An 18,435-nucleotide genomic window follows, 5' to 3' on the forward strand; every position below is an offset into this window, starting at 1 on the left:
GCAAGGACGCACAATAAAGCCCTATGAGTGCTGACGTCCCCCAGCCCATCCTCGGAGACTAATCGCTGTGCTCGACTACTCCTACTTGGTTCTCCACCTTCCGCGCGGTACGACCCGGGACACGGCCCGCCAGATCCTGACCGAACACGCAGAATACGGCGGCTGGGAGCTCGACCGCCTGAGACTGTATCCCGACGGCCGCAGGGACGTCCGGCTGCGTCGCAAGATCATACGTGCGACCAGGACGATGTGACCGGCCGCGGCCCGCGAAGGCCGTGGACGGACATGGCTCTGCCCGCCCCGGGCCGCGCCCCCGGAACGGGCAGAGCACTGCCGCTCCGCCCGGCGACCGGAACCCGGGCCACCTGGGCCCGCGGTCCCTCTCACCGGCGGCGGAGCGCCTGCGCGTCTCCCCCGGTGGCTCCGAGGGGACATGACCAAAGAGTTACTGATGTATTACCTGTCGGCTCGACCGAGCCGGAAGCGGCGGGTGGCCGCGAACAGGGTGGCGGAGAGGGCGGCCATGGCGCCGACCAGAAGGGCGGCCAGCGCGCCGGAGTTCATGCCGGCCACGCCCGCCGGTCGGGCGGCGCTCATCAGGCCGAGGTCGCCGACGGGCAGCGTACGGCCGACCGGCGCGGAGGTGACCTCACCCGGAGCGGAGGTGACCGCGCCCGGAGCACCGGCCTTGCGGCCCGGGTGCTGGGCGACCTCGCGACCCGTGTTCAGCTCGGACCCGCGTCCCGCGTTCAGGCCGGTCCCGCGGCCCGGACGCGCGGCCCCGCGGGCGCCCGGCAGGACCGGGATCTCCGGCAGGAGCGCGGTACGGCCCGCCCGGCCGGCGGTCGGCATCGCGACGGCCGCGGAGCGCCCCGGCCCGCCGGCGTGGGAGCCGCCCAGGCAGCCTGCGGCGGCGTCACCGAGGACGGCGACCGCGTTGCCGCAGATGTTGATCGGAGCGGTGATCGGGGCCACGACCTGGTTGCCGCCCAGCACGGACCCGCGCCCGGAGGTCACATTGCCCCCCGCGCCCCCGGCCCCACCGGAACCGTGGACGGACGCACCACCCTGACACCCCGACACCGCCCTGCCCACGACCGCGACGGAGTTGCCGCACACGTTGACCGGAGCGGTGATCGGCGCGACCACCTGGTTACCACCTGCCACACTGTGATCACCGTTCGTACGGTTGCCACCCGCACCACCGCCACCACCGCCCGTGACGGAGGAGCCGCCCTGGCATCCGGCGAAGGCCCTGCCGATGACGGCGATCGCGTTGCCGCACACGTTGACCGGAGCGGTGATCGGGGCGACCACCTGGTTGCCGCCCAGCACGGACCCGCGCCCGGAGGTCACGTTGCCCCCCGCGCCCCCGGTGCCGCGGTCCCCACCGGAGCCGGGGACGGACACCCCTCCCGGGCAACCGGCCGTGGCGTTGCCGACGGCGTTGCCGCAGGTCTCGATCGGAGCGGTGATCGGCGCGACCACCTGGTTGCCGCCGCCGACGCCGGACCGGCCATCGGTGTGGTCACCGCCGGAACCCGGACGCGGACCGGAGCCGCCGTCACCGCCCGGAAGCCCCGGCTCACCGGGACGCCCAGGACCACCCGGCTGACCGGGGCCGCCAGGGCGACCCGGACCACCGGGCTGACCCGGACCGCCCGGCTGACCCGGACCGCCAGGGTGACCGGGACCATCGGGCTGACCCGGACCACCGGGACGGCCGTGCCCGCCCGGCTTACCGGGACCGTCATGCTCACCCGGGTAACCAGGCTTGCCGTGGCCGCCAGGCTTACCTGGACCACCGTGCCCACCCGGGTAACCGGGCTTGCCCGGACCGCCGGGGTGACCGGGACCACCGGGCTGACCCGGACCGCCCGGCTGACCCGGACCGCCCGGCTGACCCGGACCACCGGGCTGACCCGGACCACCGGGCTGACCCGGGTGACCGGGACCACCGGGACGGCCGGGTCCGCCGCCCACCTCGGCGCCGCCGGCACAACCGGCGAAGGCTCCGCCGAGGACGGCGACCGCGTTGCCGCAGATGTTGATCGGAGCGGTGATCGGGGCCACGACCTGGTTGCCGCCCAGCACGGACCCGCGCCCGGAGGTCACATTGCCCCCCGCGCCCCCGGCCCCACCGGAACCGTGGACGGACGCACCACCCTGACACCCCGACACCGCCCTGCCCACGACCGCGACGGAGTTGCCGCACACGTTGACCGGAGCGGTGATCGGCGCGACCACCTGGTTACCACCTGCCACACTGTGATCACCGTTCGTACGGTTGCCACCCGCACCACCGCCACCACCGTGCGAGACCGACGCGCCGCCCCGGCAGCCGGCCTCGGAGCGGCCGAACAGGGAGAGCGCGTTGCCGCAGGCGTCGACCGGCGCGGTGATCGGGGCGTTGACCTGGTTACCGCCCAGGACGCTGCCCCTGCCGGACGTCTCGCCGGGGACGCCGCCGGAACCGGAACCCGGGGTGCCCGCGGTGCCGGCGGACGCACCGCCCATGGAGCCCGCCCGGGACTTCCCGGCGACCGCGGCGGCGTTGCCGCTGATGTCGATCGGCAGGGTGATCGGGAGGTTGACCTGGTTGCCGCCGCCGATCGAGTGGTCGCCGGAGGTGTCCGCGAAGGCCGTACCGCTGCCGAGTGTCATGACACCCAGCGCGAGCAGTGCCGCGGGGGTCGAGCCCTTAACCCACGTACGCATGTTTGATGCTCCTTGCGGTTGTTCGGGGGGAATACCTGACGTCTCGTGGCGGGCATGCGAGGCCGCGCGAGAACCTGACGGGAACGCGTGCAGCGGAAAGCCCCGACGGCCGTCACGAGGAACTGGAGATCGCCGGTCATCCGGCGTGCGGAGCGACTCCCCACCGGGGGGAGGCCATGACGCGCTCCGCGACCAATGAGCGTGTCCGGTGGGGAAACCCGGGCACGCGGGACACGGCGTCAGTCAGGAGAGAAGGAGGGATCGTCCGCCGCTGTGCGGACGACAGGGGGAAGCACGCACGCCAGTGGGGCGCGCCGCGCCATCGGCCGCGGGTCGTAGACGAACCTCGCGACATCCCCCATGCCCGGCCCGGAGGGGCCGGAGCCACCATTGCCCTGGGGCAGGAACCCGTCGGTACCTGAGCCGTGGTCAACGACGGCGGGAGCCGGGGACACCGGCCCGGACTGGCTGGTGAGCCCGTCCACGCCTCGCCCGGCCATCGCTTCGGCGTCACCCGACGCCGACGGCACGCCGCTCTCCGCGGGGAAGACACCGGCCCTGACGGCCGGTCCGGAAGCGGCGGGGACGGGGGCAGGGGAACCGTCCGCTCCGGCCACCGCGGTGGTGTCCGCAGCGGCCGGAGCGGCGCCGAGAAGTCCGAAGACGACCGCGAGCAGCCATCCTGCGGCCAGCAGGCCGCCGATGGAGAGCAATCGTCTGACGATCAGCCGGGAGCCGGCCGCGAACCGCGCCATCCGGTCATCCCGCGCGAAGACCGCGCCGTCGGCGGAGACGGCCGCGGGCACGCGCCGGGCGGCGGGCGAGAACGCCCCCCACCGCCCATACGGCACGCGTGCCACGCAGCCTCCTCGAAGCCCTGGTGGGCCTGCTTTCCGCATGGCCCGCCCCCATCAACGGAAAGCTACGTTAGCACTACGCAGTGTCATCGCAATGCTTTTCCAAGGATCGGATCAGCAGGCGTCCAGGAAACGGTCAAGGACCCGCACCCCGAACCGCAGGGAGTCGACCGGCACCCGCTCGTCCACTCCGTGGAACATCCCGGAGAAGTCCAGGTCCGCCGGGAGCTTCAGCGGCGCGAAGCCGAACCCCCGCATGCCCAGCCTGCTGAACGCCTTCAGGTCCGTGCCGCCCGACAGCGTGTACGGCACCGCCAGCGCCCCCGGGTCCTCCGCGGCCAGCGCGTCGGCCATCGCGCGCACCAGCGGCCCGTCGAACCCGGTCTCCAGGGCGATGTCGTGGTAGACGAACTCCCTGGTCACGTTGGGGCCGAGCAGTTCGTCGATCGTCTTGAAGAACTCGTCCTCGTAGCCGGGCAGGAAGCGCCCGTCCACGTGCGCGGTCGCGGTCTGCGGGATGACGTTGGCCTTGTAGCCGCCCTGCAGCATGGTCGGGTTGGCGGTGTTGCGCAGCACCGCGCCGATCATCCGGGCCAGCGGTCCGAACTTGGCCACGGTCGCCTCGGCGTCGTCGAGGTCGAGTTCCACCCCCAGCACCCGGGAGGTCTCGGTGAGGAAGGTCTCGACCGTGGGCGTGAGCCGTACCGGCCACTCGTAGCGGCCGATCCGGCCGACGGCCTCGGCCAGCTCGGTGATCGCGTTCTCGGCGCTGAGCATGGAGCCGTGACCGGCCCGGCCGCGGGCGGTCAGCCGCATCCAGGCGATGCCCTTCTCCGCCGCCTCGATGAGGTAGAGCCTGCGGTCGCCGTCGATGGAGACGCTGAACCCACCGACCTCGCCGATCGCCTCGGTGCAGCCCTCGAACAACTCGGGGTGCTCGTCGGACAGCCACTGCGCGCCGTACGCGCCGCCGGCCTCCTCGTCGGCGGTGAACGCCAGCACCACGTCCCGCGGCGGGCGGCGGCCCTCGCTGAGCCGCTGCCGGACGACCGCGAGGATCATCGCGTCCATGTTCTTCATGTCGACCGCGCCGCGTCCCCAGACGCAGCCGTCGGCGATCTCCCCGCTGAGCGGGTGGTGGGTCCAGTCTTCGGCGTGGAAGGGGACGACGTCGAGGTGTCCGTGCAGGAGGAGCGCGCCGCGGGAGGGGTCCTCCCCCTCGATGCGGGCGATCACGCTCGCCCGCCGGTCGTCCGACTCCAGGATCCGGGGCTCCAGCCCCACCTCGGCCAGCTTCCCGGCGACGTACTCGGCGGCGTCCCGCTCCCCGGGGCCGGTGTTGTCCCCGGTGTTGGTCGAGTCGATCCGGATCAGGTCACGACACAGCCCGGCGACCTCGTCCTCACCATTGAGCACGGTCATGTCGGCTCCTTACGCTTGGTACGGCTTGCCCTCCCCATCCTGCCGCCGCCGGGACGCCAGGGCACCACCGGGAGGGCCGCCGGACAACCGATATGACGCACGCCCAAGAGTTTGCTAACCTAAGTCCGCCGACGAGCGATGACGGTCTCTCGTGCAGGCACCACGTCCGGGTGGCGGAATAGGCAGACGCGCTAGCTTGAGGTGCTAGTGCCCTTTGCGGGGCATGGGGGTTCAAGTCCCCCCTCGGACACATTCGATGGCTCAGGAGTCCTGGTCGCTGGAAGAGCGACCAGGACTTCGTGTTTTCCGGTCGTGAACCGGTCGAGGACCCGGGATGCCGTGGGTCACGGTCTTTCCGACGAGGCCCGCCGCCCGGAGCGTTTCCGGCGGCGTCCGGCGGGGCGGGCGCACCGGAAGGGGCGGCTCATGGCGGGAAGCCGCCGGCTCTCCGTCCGGTCACATCCTGAGCCGGAAGGGCAGCAGGGCGACGACCACGTCGAGGTGCTCCCGCAGCACGAGGGCCATGAAGAGGCCGCGCTGGTTGTGCAGTATCCGGTAGCGGAAATGCCTCGGCTCGATGAGAGGGATGAGGACGATCACCCGCCTGCCCGTGGCGTCCGCCGCGCGGACGTACTCCAGAACGGGATGCACCACCGTGCGGTGGGGGTTCACGATGGTCTCGAGCCGGACGCCCGGATCCCACCTCGCCCACTGTTCGCGCATGCGGTCCGCGCCCGCGGAGTCGAAGCACACCGTGACGGCGACGACCTCTCCGCCGAGCGCCAGGGCCGCGCTCAGTGCCCGCTCCGTCATGGCGGTGACGGCGGCGACCGGGATGATGACCAGCTTCTCAGGGCCGGCCGTCCCGGCGGGTCCGGAGGGTTTGGCCGGTGTCCGGCCTGTCCCCAGTTCGGCGCCGACCTCGGTGTAGTAGCGCTGGATCCGGGCGAACAGCAGCATGAGCAGGGGGACGACGATGACGACGACCCAGGCGCCCTCCCGGAACTTGGAGACGAGCAGCACCAGGGCGGCGACGCAGGTGAGGATGGCGCCGATGCCGTTGAGCACCGCGTTGCCGAGCCAGCGGGGCGGACGCAGGCGCCACCAGCGCTCGACCATGCCGACCTGGCTGATGGTGAAGCCGATGAACACCCCGATGGCGAACATCGGGATGAGTTTGTGGGTCAGTCCGCCCACCGCGATCAGCAGCACGGCGGCCAGGACCCCCACGACCGCGACGCCGTAGCGGTAGACGGGGCGTTCGGTCCGCAGTGCGAACAGATGCGGGAGGCGGTTGTCGCGGGCCAGCAGGCTCAGCAGGACCGGCAGTCCTCCGAAGCTGGTGTTCGCGGCCAGGGCGAGGCCGAGTGTGACCACGATGTTGGTCGCGTAGTACGCCCAGCCGGTGCCGTAGGAGCCGGCCACGAGCTGGGAGAGGATGGTGACCCCTTCGCGAGGCTGCACGTGGTCCCGGCGGATGAGCAGTGCCAGCCCGAGCAGCATCGAGCCGAGCAGCAGTCCGAGGATCAGCTCGGCCCGCCGTGCCCGCCCGGTCCTGGGCTCGCGGAACATGGGGACGCCGTTGGCGATGGCCTCGATGCCGGTCAGTGAGGAGCAGCCGGAGGAGAACGCCTTCAGGACCAGCAGCACCCCCAGCGTCTCGGTCACGGGAACGGCCATGGGCGCCCCCACCACCGCCGCCGACTGGGAGCGGGCCAGTCCGAGGATCACGACGCCGACGACGCACACCACGAACAAGGCGGTCGGCAGCATCAGCACCCGTGCGCTGTCGGAGATCCCGTACAGGTTGACGGCCGTCAGCAGCGCCAGCCCCACCAGGCAGGTCTCCGTGAGGTACGGGGCCAGGACGGGGAAGGCCGAGGCGAGGCTGGCGGCCCCGGCCGCGAGGCTGACCGCCACGGTGAGCACGTAGTCGACGATGAGCGCCGCGGCGGCCAGCATGCTCACCCGTTCTCCGAGGTTCTCCTTGGCCACCCCGTAGGAGCCGCCGCCCTGGGGGTGCGCGGCGATCACCTGCCGGTAGGAGAACACGAGCACCATGAGCAGCCCCACGATGACCAGGGTGATCGGCAGTGTGGCGCCCACCGCGAGCGCGCCGGCGCCCGCCAGGACGAGTGCGATCTCCTCTGGCCCGTAGGCGACCGAGCTGAGCGCGTCGAGTGACAGCGCGGCCAGTCCCTGCAGGCTGGTCAGATGCCGCCTGTCCCCTTCGCCGTGGCGCAGTTGGAGCCTGCGGGCGACCGGGGTCCTGGAGTCCCGGCGTTTCCACCGCGGGAGTGAGGACATGTCACGAGGCCTTCATGACGCCCCCGGAGCCCGTCCCCCGGCCGGCCGTTCTCTTGGCCGTGGAACCAGCGGCAGAGGAGGACCGGGAAGAGCTTCCGTTTCCCACCGGCACGGGCGTTCCTGAATTCTCACTGGTTGACATTTTCCCACTTACGTTTCGACGTCCGCCCGGATTCTCTGAATTCTTCGGCTACTTCAGTCGGGGTTAATACCCGCATATCCGGTCAATGCAGTGAATAAAATGGTTGACCAGATCATGACGTTTTACGGTTTTGTTGATCCGAAGGTCCGGGAATCATCGCCGCAGCGTGCGGGGCCCCATGCCCTGGCACACCGTCGGAACTCAAGGGGTTGGCGTCTTTGTCCTCGGTACCCGCACCACCGGATCCGGCGGAGCAGACGACCCACCCGGATAGGCCGCGAGGCCTCGACTTCCTGCTCACCGTTCCGAAAGGTGTCGCGCAGGTCGACTTCCAGTCGAATCTCTGGACCGGCCTGGTGTTCATCATCGCGTTGTTCGTGGGGGGCTGGCAGTTCGGCGTCTTCGGGCTGCTGGGGACGGTGGTCGCCACGCTCACCGCCTACCTGTTCGGCGTCTCCTGGACGGACCGGGTCTGGCCGGGCCTGGAGGGCTTCTGCGGCACGCTGATCGGTGTCAGCCTGGTGCTCTATCTGGATGTCCGCTGGATGACGGTGGCGCTCGTCGTCGTCGGCGCGATCGCCGGAAGCGTGCTCACCTCGGCGCTGAACGTGCTCCTCACGCCGTATCGCCTGCCGACCCTCACAGCGCCCTTCTGCGTGATCACCAGCGTGATGGTGATCGGAGGACCGTCCTTCCACCGGATCTGGGCGAGCCACGCGGGCGCGGCCCCGCCGTCCGCCACCGCTCCCGGCACCGGGATGACCTGGAACCACTTCTGGCAGGGCACGTTCAACGGCGTCGGCCAGGTGTTCTTCCAGAACAAGTGGTACGTCGGCGTGATCTTCCTGGTCGGGCTGTTCGTCAGCGGATGGATGACCGGACTGGTGGCGCTCGTGTCCAGCGTGATCGGCCTGCTCACCGGCTGGGCGCTGGGCGCGCAGGCCGCGGACCTGGGAGCGGGACTGTACGGCTACAACTCCACGCTGACCGGGCTCGCGTTGTTCGGCACCTTCGTCGCGGTCGCCCCGGCGAGCGCCGTCTACGCCGTGATCGGCACGGTGTCGGCGGCGGGGCTGACGGCCGGTGTCGGCAATCTGTTCCAGGTGGTCGGAGGCCACACCCTCACCTGGCCGTTCGTACTCGTGACCTGGGCTTTCCTCGCCGCCATCCCGATGCTCAACAAGATCAAGCGCGCCGGGTGACCGTCGATGGCCGCGGCCGCGGAAAGGACCGTCAATGAACCTCACACCGCGAGAGATGGACAAGCTGATCATCTTCACCGCCGCGCAGATGGCGCAGCAGCGCCGGGACCGGGGTCTGAAGCTCAACTACCCCGAGGCGGTGGCGCTGATCAGCGCGGCGATCGTGGAGGCGGCCCGGGACGGCAAGACCGTCGCGGAGTGCATGGAGCTGGGCAAGCAGATCGTCGGGCCCGACGACGTCCTGCCCGGCGTGCGCGGCATGCTGAAGCTGATCCAGGTGGAGGCGGTCTTCGACGACGGCACCAAGCTGGTCTCCTGCCACGATCCGGTGGGCGGGAAGTGAGGCCGGACCGTCGCAGGGTCCTGCTGATCGGCGGGCACGAGAGCCGGGACGGCCGGTGCCTGCCCGGCCTGGTGGGGCCGGACGGTCCCGAGGTCCGCGCCGTGGGCCGCGATCTGCACGCGGCGCTCACCGGCCGCGACCGGATCGTGGCGGTGCCGATGACGCTGGGGCGGGACCCGGAACTGCCGGCCGTCGCCGCGCAGACCCTGAGGTGGGCGGCTCGTGAACGTGCGCCGGGGGACCTGCTGCTGGCCGGGCCGCTGGGCACGACCGGGCATCTGGTCGGCTGGATCAGGGGGGCGGTGACCCGGGCGCTGCGCGACGGGCCGCCGCGGCAGGCGGTGCTGCTGGTGGCGCCGGCGGCCGGGCCCGAACCGGACGCGGAACTGTTCAGGGTGGCACGGCTGGTGCGGCAGTACACCTCCGTGCGCTGGGTCGAGGTCGCGCTGACCGACGGTGACCCGGACGTGGACGAGGGCGTGGAACGCTGCCTGCGGCTGGGAGCCGACGGTGTCGTGCTGGTGCCCGCCTCGTTCGTTCCGGTGGCCCCGCGGCCCGGCGTCCGGACCGCGGGGCCGCTCCTGGGGCCCGCCCCGCTCGCCACGCTGATCCGTGAACGGGTGACCGAGGCGGAACAGCGGTGGGACCGGTACGGCGACGACGGGCTGGCGACCGTCCACCACGGGCACGGGCACGGCCACGGCAACCGCGACGGCCACGAGCACGAGCACGGCGATGTCCACGGCCGAGGTCACGGCCATCGCGACGAGCGCGAGCGCGACCACGACCACGAGCACGAGCACGAGCACGAGCACACAGATCGTCACCGGAACCCGTCCGTGCCGGTGGCGGCGAACCTGAAGGGGGCGGCATCCCATGTCGGATGACGTTTACATGTACGGCGAAGGGCAGATCGAGCTGAACGCCGGCCAGCCCAGGGTGACCATCACGGTCCACAACACCGGCGACCGCGCCGTCCAAGTGGGTTCACACTTCCACTTCTTCGAGGTCAACCGGGCGCTGAGCTTCGACCGTGACGAGGCGTTCGGCAAACGCCTGGACATCCCCGCCGGGACGGCCATCCGGTTCGAGCCCGGGGACACCAAACAGGTGACCCTGGTCGAGTACGGCGGCGGTCAGCGGCTGGTGGGCTTCGGCGGTCTCCTCAACGGCAGCGTCCGCTCCGGCGAGGCGCACCGCGAGGCGCTGAAGAGGATGCGCGAACGCGGCTACCACGACGAGCCCGGCACGTCCGGCACGTCCGAGGAGAAACCGGCCAGGAAGTCGAAGTCCCAGAGCTCCAGGAAGAAGGGCTGAACCGCCATGGCCACGATGAGCCGCAAGCAGTACGCGACGATGTACGGGCCGACGGTGGGCGACAGGCTCCATCTCGGGGACACCAACCTCATCGCCGAGGTGGAGAAGGACTACACCGAGGGGCACTACGGGGACGAGACCCAGTACGGCGGCGGCAAGACCGCCCGGGACGGGATGTCGGCCGACCCGGCCTCGGACAGCTCGGTCGCCCTGGACCTGGTGATCACCAACGCGGTGATCATCGATCCGGTGCTGGGCATCGTCAAGGGCGACATCGGCGTCAAGGACGGGAAGATCGCCGGGATCGGCAAATCCGGCAACCCGCACACCCAGAACGGGGTCGACCGGCGCCTGATCGTCAGCGCCAGCACCGAGGTGCTCTCCGGCGAGAACCTCATCGCCACGCCCGGAGGGATCGACACGCACGTCCACTTCCTCACCCCCCAGCAGGCCCAGCACGCGCTGAGCAACGGGATCACCACGCTGGTCGGCGGCGGCACCGGCCCGGCGGACGGCTCCCGCGGCTGCACCACCACGCCCGGCCCGTGGAACATCTCCCGCATCCTCCAGGCCTACGAGGCCGTCCCGATCAACATCGCGGTGTACGGCAAGGGGAACAGCAGCCTGCCGGCCCCACTGGAGGAGCAGATCCGGGCCGGGGCGGCCGGCCTGAAGGTGCACGAGGACTGGGGCACCACCCCCGCCGTCATCGACTGCGCGCTGTCGGTCGCCGACGAGCTCGACATCCAGATCAACATCCACACCGACACGCTGAACGAGGCGGGCTACGTCGAGGACACCATCAACGCGATCAACGGCCGTACGATCCACACCTACCACTCCGAGGGCGCCGGCGGCGGGCACGCCCCCGACATCCTGCGGGTCACCGGCGAGCCCAACGTGCTCCCGGCCTCCACCAACCCGACGCTGCCGTACACCGTCGACTCGGTGGACGAGCTGCTGGACATGACGATGGTCTGCCACCACCTCAGCTACGACGTGCCCGAGGACGTGGCGTTCGCCGAGAGCCGGGTGCGCGCCGAGACCATCTCGGCCGAGACCGTGCTGCACGACCTGGGCATCATCAGCATCATCGGGTCGGACTCGCAGGCGATGGGCCGGGTCGGCGAGACGTTCACCCGGGCCTTCCAGGTGGCCCACCACAACAAGGACAAGCGGGGGACGCTGCCGGAGGACTCCGCCCGCAACGACAACTTCCGGGTGCTGCGCTACCTGGCCAAGGTGACCATCAACCCGGCCCGTGCCTCCGGGATGGCGGACACGATCGGCTCTCTGGAGGATGGGAAGCTCGCCGACATCGTGCTGTGGCCGATCCACTCCTTCGGGGCCAAGCCCGCCATGGTCGTCAAGGGCGGCCTGATCAGCTGGGCCCAGATGGGCGACCCGAACGCGTCCCTGCCGACACCGCAGCCGGTCTACTACCGCCCCACGTACGGGGCCTTCGGCAGGGCGCTGTCGAGCACCTGCGTCACCTTCATGTCCGCCGCCGGGATCGAGGCGGGCGTGCCGGAGAGGCTCGGCCTGCAGCGGCTGATCCGGCCCGTACGGCAGTGCAGGACCGTCGACAAGCGCCACATGATCCGCAACACGACGCTCGCCCGGATCGAGGTCGATCCCGAGACCTACCGGGTGACCGTCGACGGGGAGCCCGCGCACATCGAACCGGCCAGGAAGCTGCCGCTGAACCGGCTGTACTTCCTGGCATGAGCGCGGCCCCGGGCACCGGCGACCTGGGCCCGCTGCTGGCCCAGTTCCAGCTCACCGACTCCGGTTTCCCCGGTGGGATGTACACGTTGTCGCACGGGCTGGAGGGGTACGTCCAGCTCCGGATCACCGGTCCGGAGAACCTGCGTGAGCTGCTGACAGACCTGTTGTACAACGCGGTGGGCCCGGCGGACGCGGCGGCCCTGGTGCTGGCGCACCGCGCCGCCGGCGAGGGGGACTGGGAGCGGCTGGTCCAGGTCGACCGGCGGCTGCACGCGATCAAGTTCAGCCGCGAGCAGCGGACCGCCTCGGTGCGGACCGGCCGTCAGGTCCTCGACACGGCGGCCTTCGCCTTCCCGGTGCCGGAGGCCGCGCGGCTTGCGGAGCTGGTGACGGAGAAGACCACACCGGGCAACCACGCGGTCGTGGTCGGCGCGCTCTACGCGGGGCTGGGAGTGCCGGTGGCGCACGCGGTCGCCGCCGACCTGTACGCCTTCGCCGCGAGCTGGACGATGGCGGCGGTGCGGCTGGGCCGTACCGACTTCCGCCGCGCGCAGGGGCTGCTGCGCGAGGTCCGCCCGGATCTCGCGCGGGTCGCGCGGACGGCGCTCACCGCCGGGGATCCGCGGGACCTGCACGGCGCGGTGCCCCTCGCCGACATCGTCTCAGCCGCGCACGAGCGGGCGGAGGCCCGCCTGTTCGCCACCTGATCCGTTCGTACGTGGGAGGAACGAGATGGAGCTGGAGAAGGTCTTCAAGGTAGGGATCGGCGGCCCCGTCGGATCCGGCAAGACGGCGCTGATCGAGGCGCTGGTCCCCCATCTGCAGGCCCGGGGGCACCGCATCGGCGTGATCACCAATGACATCTACACCCAGGAGGATGCCGAGCACGTCCGCCGTACGCTGGCCGGGACGCTCGATCCCGAGCGGATCGTGGGTGTCGAGACGGGGGCCTGCCCGCACACCGCGGTCCGGGACGATCCGACCATGAACCTGGCGGCGGCCGCCGAGATGCTCGACCGCTTCCCCGACCTCGACATGCTGCTGTTCGAGAGCGGCGGCGACAACCTGACGCTCACCTTCAGCCCGGCGCTGGCCGACGTGTACATCTTCGTCCTGGACACCGCCGAGGGCGAGAAGATGCCGCGCAAGCGCGGGCCGGGCACCACGGACTCCGACCTGCTGGTCATCAACAAGATCGACATCGCCCGGTACGTCCGCACCGACCTGGGGGTCATGGAACGGGACGCGCGGGCGGTGCGCGGCGACGGCCCGGTCGTGCTGACCGACTGCCTCACCGGCACCGGGGTCCCCCAGGTCGTCGACTTCATCGAGGCGCGGGCGGGAGCGGCGTGCACCTCGCCGGCGTAAAGACGGTGGACGACCCGCGGACGACCGGCGACCGCCTCTCGCCGGAGTGGTACCTCCCCGGCTGGGTGCCCGAACCGGTGCGGCGGCACGCCGGTGTCCCGGACATGCTGCCGGTCGGCAGCCCCGGCAAGGTCGGGATCCTCGACCTCGCGTTCGAGCGGATCGGCGACCGGACGGAGCTGACCGGCCACTACCAGAAGGCGCCGCTGCACATCACCCGGCCGCTCTACCCCGATCCCGAGGCCCCGGGCCTGCCGTACGTCATGGTCATGTCGTCCGGGGGCGGGGTCCTCCAGGGGGATCGCTACCGTGTCGACGTCTCCTGCGGGCCGGGAGCGGCCGTGCGCCTGACCACCCAGGGCGCCACCCGGCTCTACCGGATGGAGCAGGACTACGCCACGCAGCTCGTCCGCCTCACCGTGGGACCCGGCGGTCACCTGGAGTACCTGCCGGACAAGACGATCCCGTTCGGCGGCACGCGGTACTACCAGCGGATCGACGTCACCGCCCACCCCGATTCCACCGTCGTGCTGGGCGAGACGTTGCTGGCCGGCCGGCTCGCCCGGGGAGAGCGGCACGCGTACACGGCGTACTGCGGCGACGTCGAGGTACGCGACACCGTTGGGCGGCTGCTGTTCGCCGACCCGCTGCGTCTGGTGCCGGAGGAGCGGGCGGTGACGGGACCGGCGGTGATGGGTCCGTACGGGGTCCTGGCATCCCTGTACGTCGTCACCGGCGCGGAGCCCGCGCGACCCCTGGCCGACGCGATGCACGGCGTGCTCATCCGCACCGGGCTACGGGCCGGAGCCGGGGTCCTGCCTGGAGAGCGGGGCGCCTGGGCCCGTGTCCTCGGGGAGCGGTCACCCGAGGTCGAGACCGCCTTCGGGCAGGTCCTGGACACCGTCCGCGGGCTGTTGCCGGGAGCGTCCGCGCCGCGCGGACGCTGACACCGGCCCGGCGCTCTCGACGTCGGGAAGACTCGGAACGTCGGGAAGACTCGGAGGAGGAGGCTGTGGGATCCCCAGGAGGCGCGGAGGGGCGTCTGCTCCACCGTGAAAGAGCCGAGGCGTCCGTCCTGGACCGGCGCGGGGAGGGGCCGCCCCGCCATCCGGGGGTCCGGCCCGGCGCGCTCCTCGACATCGCCGTCGGAGGAGCGGTCGGGGCCCTGCTGCGTTATCTGATCACCGAGGCGATGCCTGGGGGGCGAGGAGGCTTCCCCTGGGGGATCCTCCTGGTGAACATCCTCGGCTGCCTGTTCATGGGGGTGCTGACGACATACCTGCTCAAGGGCCGGCCGCGTGCTTTCGTCCGCCCGCTGCTGGCCACCGGTTATCTGGGCGGTTTCACCACGTTCTCCCATCTGATCGACGGGGTGCACGCCCTCGGCCGCGCCGGGAGCTGGGATCTGGGCGTCGTCTACGCGGTGGTCAGCGTGGCGGGCGGCTGGATCGCGATCGTGGCGGGGCTCTGGCTCGGAGGGCTGGTGCCGCACCGCACGGGCGGGTCCGAGGGCGGTGCGCCGTCATGATCCTCCTGATGGTGCTCATCGGAGGAGCGTTCGGCGCCGTGCTGCGCCACGTCCTCGACAGGGCGGTCAAGGCGCGGTTCGGCAAGACGTTCCCGTGGGGGACCCTGACGGTCAACCTCCTGGGCGCGGGGGTCCTGGGGGCGCTGCACGGAGCGGGCGTGGGGATCGGGGCGGAGGCTCTGGCCGGCACGGGCCTCTGCGGCGCGCTGACGACGTTCAGCACCTTCGAGCTGGAGACCGTCCACCTCCTCCAGGACGGGAAGTACGTCAGAGCGGCGGCGAACGTGCTCGTCTCGCTGGTGCTCGGCTTCGCCGTCCTCGCGCTTCTGTTCACCGTGTTCCGGGCGGTGTGACGGCTTCCGGGCGGACCCGCGCCGGTCGGCGGGCAGGCGCCCTCAGCGCCAGCGCTCCGCGCCGGGACGCGTGGCGGCGACGTACACGATCAAGGTGCATCCGGTGAGGATGAGAACGGCCGTCCACAGCGGGGCCGTCGGAAAGAGCGCCCACCGCAGCAGGCCCGAGACCAGGGCACCGGCCAGCAGCGCGCAGATCGAGACGAGTCTCCGGCCCTGCCTGGAGGGCATGACGGACTCGGCGAACAGCGAAGTGAGCGTGGTCGTGACGACCGTGGTGTTCAGGTCGGGCACCCTGATCCCGCGTACGACCGCGTACTGCCAGCCCAGGGAGAGGGCGAGCGTCATGATGACCGGCCACCGCGTCCGGAGGTCGGCGAACCCGTACCGGGAGGCCAGGATCGACGCGCCGCAGACCAGCGCCGCCTGGACCGCGGTGCCCGCGGCCAGCAGCAGGCCGCGGTGCCTGCGCCCGGACCACGACAGGACGACGACGCCACCGCCGGTCGCTCCCGTCGCGAAGGACACGAGCGACAGCGCGGAGGGCAACGGCGTGCCGTGGCCGGCCAGGCCGAGGCCGAGGATGATGACGTTCCCCGTCATGGCGGCGACGAAGACCTGGCCGAGGTCCAGGAAACTCGACGCGTCGATCATCCCGGTGGTGAAGGCGAGCGCGGCGAGCACGTACGGCAGGGGCCCGTCGGTCCGCGTTCCGCCACCGCCCCGCGTTCCGCAGTTCCGCCCGCCGCCGGCGGCGGCCCGCCGGCCTCCGCCGGTCACGGCCTCGCGCCGGCGGGTCTCATCCGATCCGCAGCTCGGTGTCGAGGCCCGCGGTCTCCTCCCGGGGGCTCGGGCGGAAGGTGCACAGGGCCTCCACGGCCTTGCCGATGAGGTAGGTGAGCACGAAGGTGTAGCAGGCGACGGCGAGGACGGCGACCACCTGCTTGCCCAGCAGGGAGACCGAGCCGCCGTAGAAGAGACCGGCGATGGGCTTGGCGTACTTGCCGGTGGCGAAGAGCCCGAGGAGCACCACGCCGACGATGCCGCCGGCCCCGTGGATGCCGACGACGTCCAGGGTGTCGTCGTATCCGACGGTCGTCTTGACCTCAACGGCGTAGGTGCAGACGATGGCGGCGACGATGCCGATGATCGTCGCGCCGAAGAGGTTGACGTACCCGCAGGCCGGGGTGATGGCCACCAGACCGGCGAGCGCGCCGGTCGTGCCGCCCAGCCGGGAGAACCGCCCGAACCGGATCCGTTCGAACATCATCCAGACCAGCATCGCGACGCAGCCGCACATCATGGTGTTGACCACCGCGTTCGCCGCCAGGGCGCCGTCCGTCAGGGCCGATCCGCCGTTGAAACCGAACCAGCCGAACCACAGCAGCCCCATGCCCGCCATGACCAGCGGGATGTTCTTCGGCTCCGGGGGTCCCTCCCTGCGGAAGGACAGGCTCGGCCCGAGCACCAGTGCCAGCGCCAGGCCGGCGATCCCGGAGTTGAGCTCGACGACCAGGCCGCCGGCGAAGTCCAGCACCCCCCACCTGTTGAGCCAGCCGTCCTTGGAGAACACCCAGTGGGCGACCGGCAGGTAGACCAGGGTCACCCAGACCGCACCGAAGACCATCCAGGGGCCGAGCCTGACGCGGTTGGCGACCGAACCGCTGACCAGCGCGAGCGTGATGATGGCGAAGACGAGTTGGAAGAGCGAGAAGACATACATCGGGATGACGCCCCGCAGGACCGACGGCGTGGTCCTGAAGAACTCCCATTCGCCCCAGCCGATCAGGCCGAGTCCTCCCACGTCGTCGCCGAACGCCAGGCCGAACCCGTAGACGAACCAGATGACGGTCACCACCGCGATCGCGACGAAGCTCATGTACAGAACGCTGACGAGGTTCTTCGCCCGGGCCATCCCGCCGTAGAAGAGGGCGAGGCCCGGTGTCATGAGCAGCACCATGGCGAAGCTGACGAGCACCCATGCGGAATCTCCGGTATTCAGCCCATATTTCATGCCCGAGCTCCTGGTATTCGATCGATACCATTAGAAATGAGCATTCAATGAACCCATGAAACATTCTCGCGAAGCGTTTCGAACAAAGCTTCGTTCATCGGGTCTTTACCCCTCCCGATATCGCCCGAATGCCTTGTTTGTCTTTTGATGGGGCCACGGGCTTTCCCCCTCGGATGACTCCGGGGAGTCACGGTCAGAGGGGCGGGGCGGAGCGGGCGGAGGCCGCGGCGAGGCGGACGAGTTCGGCGGCGGCGCCGGAGAGGCGCGTCCGCCTGCGCCAGACCGCCAGCAGCGGCCGGCGCAGGTCGAAGCCCTCGACGGGGACCTCGACCAGCCGTCCCTCGCGGAGTTCGGCCGCGACGGCGAGCGCGCTGAGCACGGCCGGAGCGGCCCCGGCCTCCACCGCCACCTTCACCGCGGCGTTGGACGACAGCTCCAGGGCGGGCGGAACGGTGACCCGTCCGGCCATGACGCGGTCGAGGGCGGAGCGGGTGCCCGAGCCCGGCTCGCGTACCACCAGCGGGGTGGCGGCCAGGTCGGCGAAACGCAGGCGGACCGGGTGGCGCGCCCATGGATGGCGGGGTCCCACGACCACGATGAGGCGGTCGTAGGCGACGTACCGGGTGCTCAGCCCCCGCGGCAGGAACGGCGACTCGATGAAGCCCACGTCGATCTCACCGTCCCGCGCCAGTCCGCAGACCATGTCCGAGTTGACCACGCGCGGCCTCACCTCGACGCCGGGAAGGGTACGGCGGAGCGCGGCCAGCCAGCCCGGCATGAGGTATTCGGCGATCGTCATGCTCGCCGCCACCCGCACGAGCGCGTCGCCTTCCCGGCGCAGGGTCCGCACGCTCGCCAGCAGGCCGTCCGCCGCGGCCAGTGCCGTCCGGGCCTGGTCGGCGACGATCCGGCCCTGCGGGGTGAGGCGGGAGCCGGTGGTCGAGCGGCGCAGCAGGGGCAGGCCCAGTTCCCGCTCCAGGGTGTCGAGCCGGCGGCTGGCGGACGCCTGGGTGATGCCGTGCAGCCTGGCCGCCTTGCCGAGGCTGCCCTGCTCGGCGACGAGGAGCAGGAGTTCGAGGCTCGCCAGGTCGGGCCAGCGCGTGTTGCTCATGCGGTCACCGTATGACCTGCTACGA

Annotated in this window: 17 protein-coding genes, 1 tRNA gene and 1 pseudogene; 12 read left to right on the forward strand and 7 right to left on the reverse strand. The window is 71.2% G+C overall.

The genetic code is table 11. From position 1 onward, the window contains the following. Positions 1 to 67: 67 nt before the first annotated feature. A complete protein-coding gene (locus ACFYSC_RS15005) occupies positions 68 to 253 on the forward strand; it encodes a DUF5703 family protein (RefSeq protein WP_362932750.1) in 186 nt (61 codons plus the stop codon). A 203-nt stretch (positions 254 to 456) separates the two neighbouring features. Here the strand turns inward: ACFYSC_RS15005 and ACFYSC_RS15010 are convergent, their stop codons facing one another. The 3 genes from ACFYSC_RS15010 to ACFYSC_RS15020 form a co-directional block, all read right to left on the reverse strand. Continuing rightward, a complete protein-coding gene (locus tag ACFYSC_RS15010; protein WP_389961313.1) occupies positions 457 to 2,718 on the reverse strand; it encodes a chaplin family protein in 2,262 nt (753 codons plus the stop codon). Positions 2,719 to 2,957: 239 nt separating this feature from the next. Then, positions 2,958 to 3,578, reverse strand: coding sequence for a hypothetical protein (locus ACFYSC_RS15015; RefSeq protein WP_389961315.1), 621 nt, complete (start codon positions 3,576 to 3,578; stop codon positions 2,958 to 2,960). 111 nt (positions 3,579 to 3,689) lie between these two features. Further along, complete coding sequence (locus ACFYSC_RS15020; RefSeq protein ID WP_389961317.1) at positions 3,690 to 4,997, reverse strand: M20/M25/M40 family metallo-hydrolase; 1,308 nt, start codon at positions 4,995 to 4,997, stop codon at positions 3,690 to 3,692. A gap of 164 nt (positions 4,998 to 5,161) precedes the next feature. On the opposite strand from ACFYSC_RS15020, the gene ACFYSC_RS15025 reads away from it, so the two are divergent. Then, positions 5,162 to 5,247, forward strand: a tRNA-Leu gene (locus tag ACFYSC_RS15025). Positions 5,248 to 5,453: 206 nt separating this feature from the next. Here the strand turns inward: ACFYSC_RS15025 and ACFYSC_RS15030 are convergent. Beyond that, a complete protein-coding gene (locus ACFYSC_RS15030) occupies positions 5,454 to 7,304 on the reverse strand; it encodes an APC family permease (RefSeq protein WP_389961319.1) in 1,851 nt (616 codons plus the stop codon). A gap of 360 nt (positions 7,305 to 7,664) precedes the next feature. On the opposite strand from ACFYSC_RS15030, the gene ACFYSC_RS15035 reads away from it, so the two are divergent. The 10 genes and pseudogenes from ACFYSC_RS15035 (at position 7,665) to crcB (ending at position 15,285) form a co-directional block, all read left to right on the forward strand. Beyond that, complete coding sequence (locus ACFYSC_RS15035) at positions 7,665 to 8,648, forward strand: urea transporter (protein WP_389961321.1); 984 nt, start codon at positions 7,665 to 7,667, stop codon at positions 8,646 to 8,648. Positions 8,649 to 8,682: 34 nt separating this feature from the next. After that, entirely contained in the window at positions 8,683 to 8,991 is a 309-nt protein-coding gene (locus ACFYSC_RS15040; protein ID WP_389961323.1) for an urease subunit gamma, read from the forward strand. Beyond that, positions 8,988 to 9,878, forward strand: coding sequence for a sirohydrochlorin chelatase (locus tag ACFYSC_RS15045; RefSeq protein ID WP_389961325.1), 891 nt, complete (start codon positions 8,988 to 8,990; stop codon positions 9,876 to 9,878). Before ACFYSC_RS15040 ends, ACFYSC_RS15045 begins: the two co-directional genes overlap by 4 nt. Further along, a pseudogene (locus tag ACFYSC_RS15050) lies at positions 9,868 to 10,170 on the forward strand (urease subunit beta); the annotation flags it as partial. The gene ACFYSC_RS15045 and the pseudogene ACFYSC_RS15050, both read left to right, overlap by 11 nt. A 144-nt stretch (positions 10,171 to 10,314) precedes the next feature. After that, the gene (gene ureC / locus ACFYSC_RS15055) at positions 10,315 to 12,036 is read left to right on the forward strand and encodes an urease subunit alpha (RefSeq protein WP_389961327.1); all 1,722 of its coding nucleotides are present in this window, start codon (positions 10,315 to 10,317) and stop codon (positions 12,034 to 12,036) included. Then, positions 12,033 to 12,743, forward strand: coding sequence for an urease accessory protein UreF (locus ACFYSC_RS15060; protein WP_389961328.1), 711 nt, complete (start codon positions 12,033 to 12,035; stop codon positions 12,741 to 12,743). Before ureC ends, ACFYSC_RS15060 begins: the two co-directional genes overlap by 4 nt. 25 nt (positions 12,744 to 12,768) lie before the next feature. Then, a complete protein-coding gene (gene ureG, locus ACFYSC_RS15065; protein ID WP_389961330.1) occupies positions 12,769 to 13,404 on the forward strand; it encodes an urease accessory protein UreG in 636 nt (211 codons plus the stop codon). A gap of 5 nt (positions 13,405 to 13,409) precedes the next feature. Then, positions 13,410 to 14,351, forward strand: a complete 942-nt coding sequence (locus ACFYSC_RS15070; protein WP_389961332.1) for an urease accessory protein UreD — start codon at positions 13,410 to 13,412, stop codon at positions 14,349 to 14,351. 65 nt (positions 14,352 to 14,416) lie between these two features. After that, on the forward strand, positions 14,417 to 14,932 hold the full coding sequence (locus ACFYSC_RS15075; protein ID WP_389961334.1) for a fluoride efflux transporter FluC: 516 nt from the start codon (positions 14,417 to 14,419) through the stop codon (positions 14,930 to 14,932). A gap of 8 nt (positions 14,933 to 14,940) precedes the next feature. Beyond that, positions 14,941 to 15,285, forward strand: coding sequence for a fluoride efflux transporter CrcB (crcB, locus tag ACFYSC_RS15080; RefSeq protein ID WP_389961335.1), 345 nt, complete (start codon positions 14,941 to 14,943; stop codon positions 15,283 to 15,285). A gap of 42 nt (positions 15,286 to 15,327) precedes the next feature. Here crcB and ACFYSC_RS15085 read toward each other — a convergent pair whose 3' ends face one another. The 3 genes from ACFYSC_RS15085 to ACFYSC_RS15095 all read right to left on the reverse strand — a co-directional run bounded on the left by ACFYSC_RS15085 (position 15,328) and on the right by ACFYSC_RS15095 (position 18,410). Beyond that, positions 15,328 to 15,969 (reverse strand): YoaK family protein, encoded by a 642-nt coding sequence (locus ACFYSC_RS15085; RefSeq protein WP_389961337.1) that lies wholly within the window; start codon positions 15,967 to 15,969, stop codon positions 15,328 to 15,330. Between the two features lie 115 nt (positions 15,970 to 16,084). Continuing rightward, positions 16,085 to 17,299, reverse strand: a complete 1,215-nt coding sequence (locus ACFYSC_RS15090; protein ID WP_389961338.1) for an ammonium transporter — start codon at positions 17,297 to 17,299, stop codon at positions 16,085 to 16,087. 193 nt (positions 17,300 to 17,492) lie between these two features. Then, positions 17,493 to 18,410: a LysR family transcriptional regulator gene (locus ACFYSC_RS15095; protein WP_389961340.1), complete on the reverse strand. Its 918-nt coding sequence runs from the start codon at positions 18,408 to 18,410 to the stop codon at positions 17,493 to 17,495. Positions 18,411 to 18,435 lie beyond the last annotated feature (25 nt).

The sequence above is a fragment of the Streptosporangium sp. NPDC004379 genome (assembly GCF_042873875.1).
GTDB lineage: Bacteria > Actinomycetota > Actinomycetes > Streptosporangiales > Streptosporangiaceae > Streptosporangium.

What these genes read in the sequence shown, in the direction of transcription:
- ACFYSC_RS15095 (WP_389961340.1), bottom strand. Translation starts at nt 18,410, where the DNA reads ATGAGCAACACGCGCTGGCCCGACCTGGCGAGCCTCGAACTCCTGCTC.
- ACFYSC_RS15090 (WP_389961338.1), bottom strand. Translation starts at nt 17,299, where the DNA reads ATGAAATATGGGCTGAATACCGGAGATTCCGCATGGGTGCTCGTCAGC.
- ACFYSC_RS15060 (WP_389961328.1), top strand. Translation starts at nt 12,033, where the DNA reads ATGAGCGCGGCCCCGGGCACCGGCGACCTGGGCCCGCTGCTGGCCCAG.
- ureC (WP_389961327.1), top strand. Translation starts at nt 10,315, where the DNA reads ATGGCCACGATGAGCCGCAAGCAGTACGCGACGATGTACGGGCCGACG.
- ACFYSC_RS15010 (WP_389961313.1), bottom strand. Translation starts at nt 2,718, where the DNA reads ATGCGTACGTGGGTTAAGGGCTCGACCCCCGCGGCACTGCTCGCGCTG.
- ACFYSC_RS15040 (WP_389961323.1), top strand. Translation starts at nt 8,683, where the DNA reads ATGAACCTCACACCGCGAGAGATGGACAAGCTGATCATCTTCACCGCC.
- crcB (WP_389961335.1), top strand. Translation starts at nt 14,941, where the DNA reads ATGGTGCTCATCGGAGGAGCGTTCGGCGCCGTGCTGCGCCACGTCCTC.
- ACFYSC_RS15020 (WP_389961317.1), bottom strand. Translation starts at nt 4,997, where the DNA reads ATGACCGTGCTCAATGGTGAGGACGAGGTCGCCGGGCTGTGTCGTGAC.
- ACFYSC_RS15030 (WP_389961319.1), bottom strand. Translation starts at nt 7,304, where the DNA reads ATGTCCTCACTCCCGCGGTGGAAACGCCGGGACTCCAGGACCCCGGTC.
- ureG (WP_389961330.1), top strand. Translation starts at nt 12,769, where the DNA reads ATGGAGCTGGAGAAGGTCTTCAAGGTAGGGATCGGCGGCCCCGTCGGA.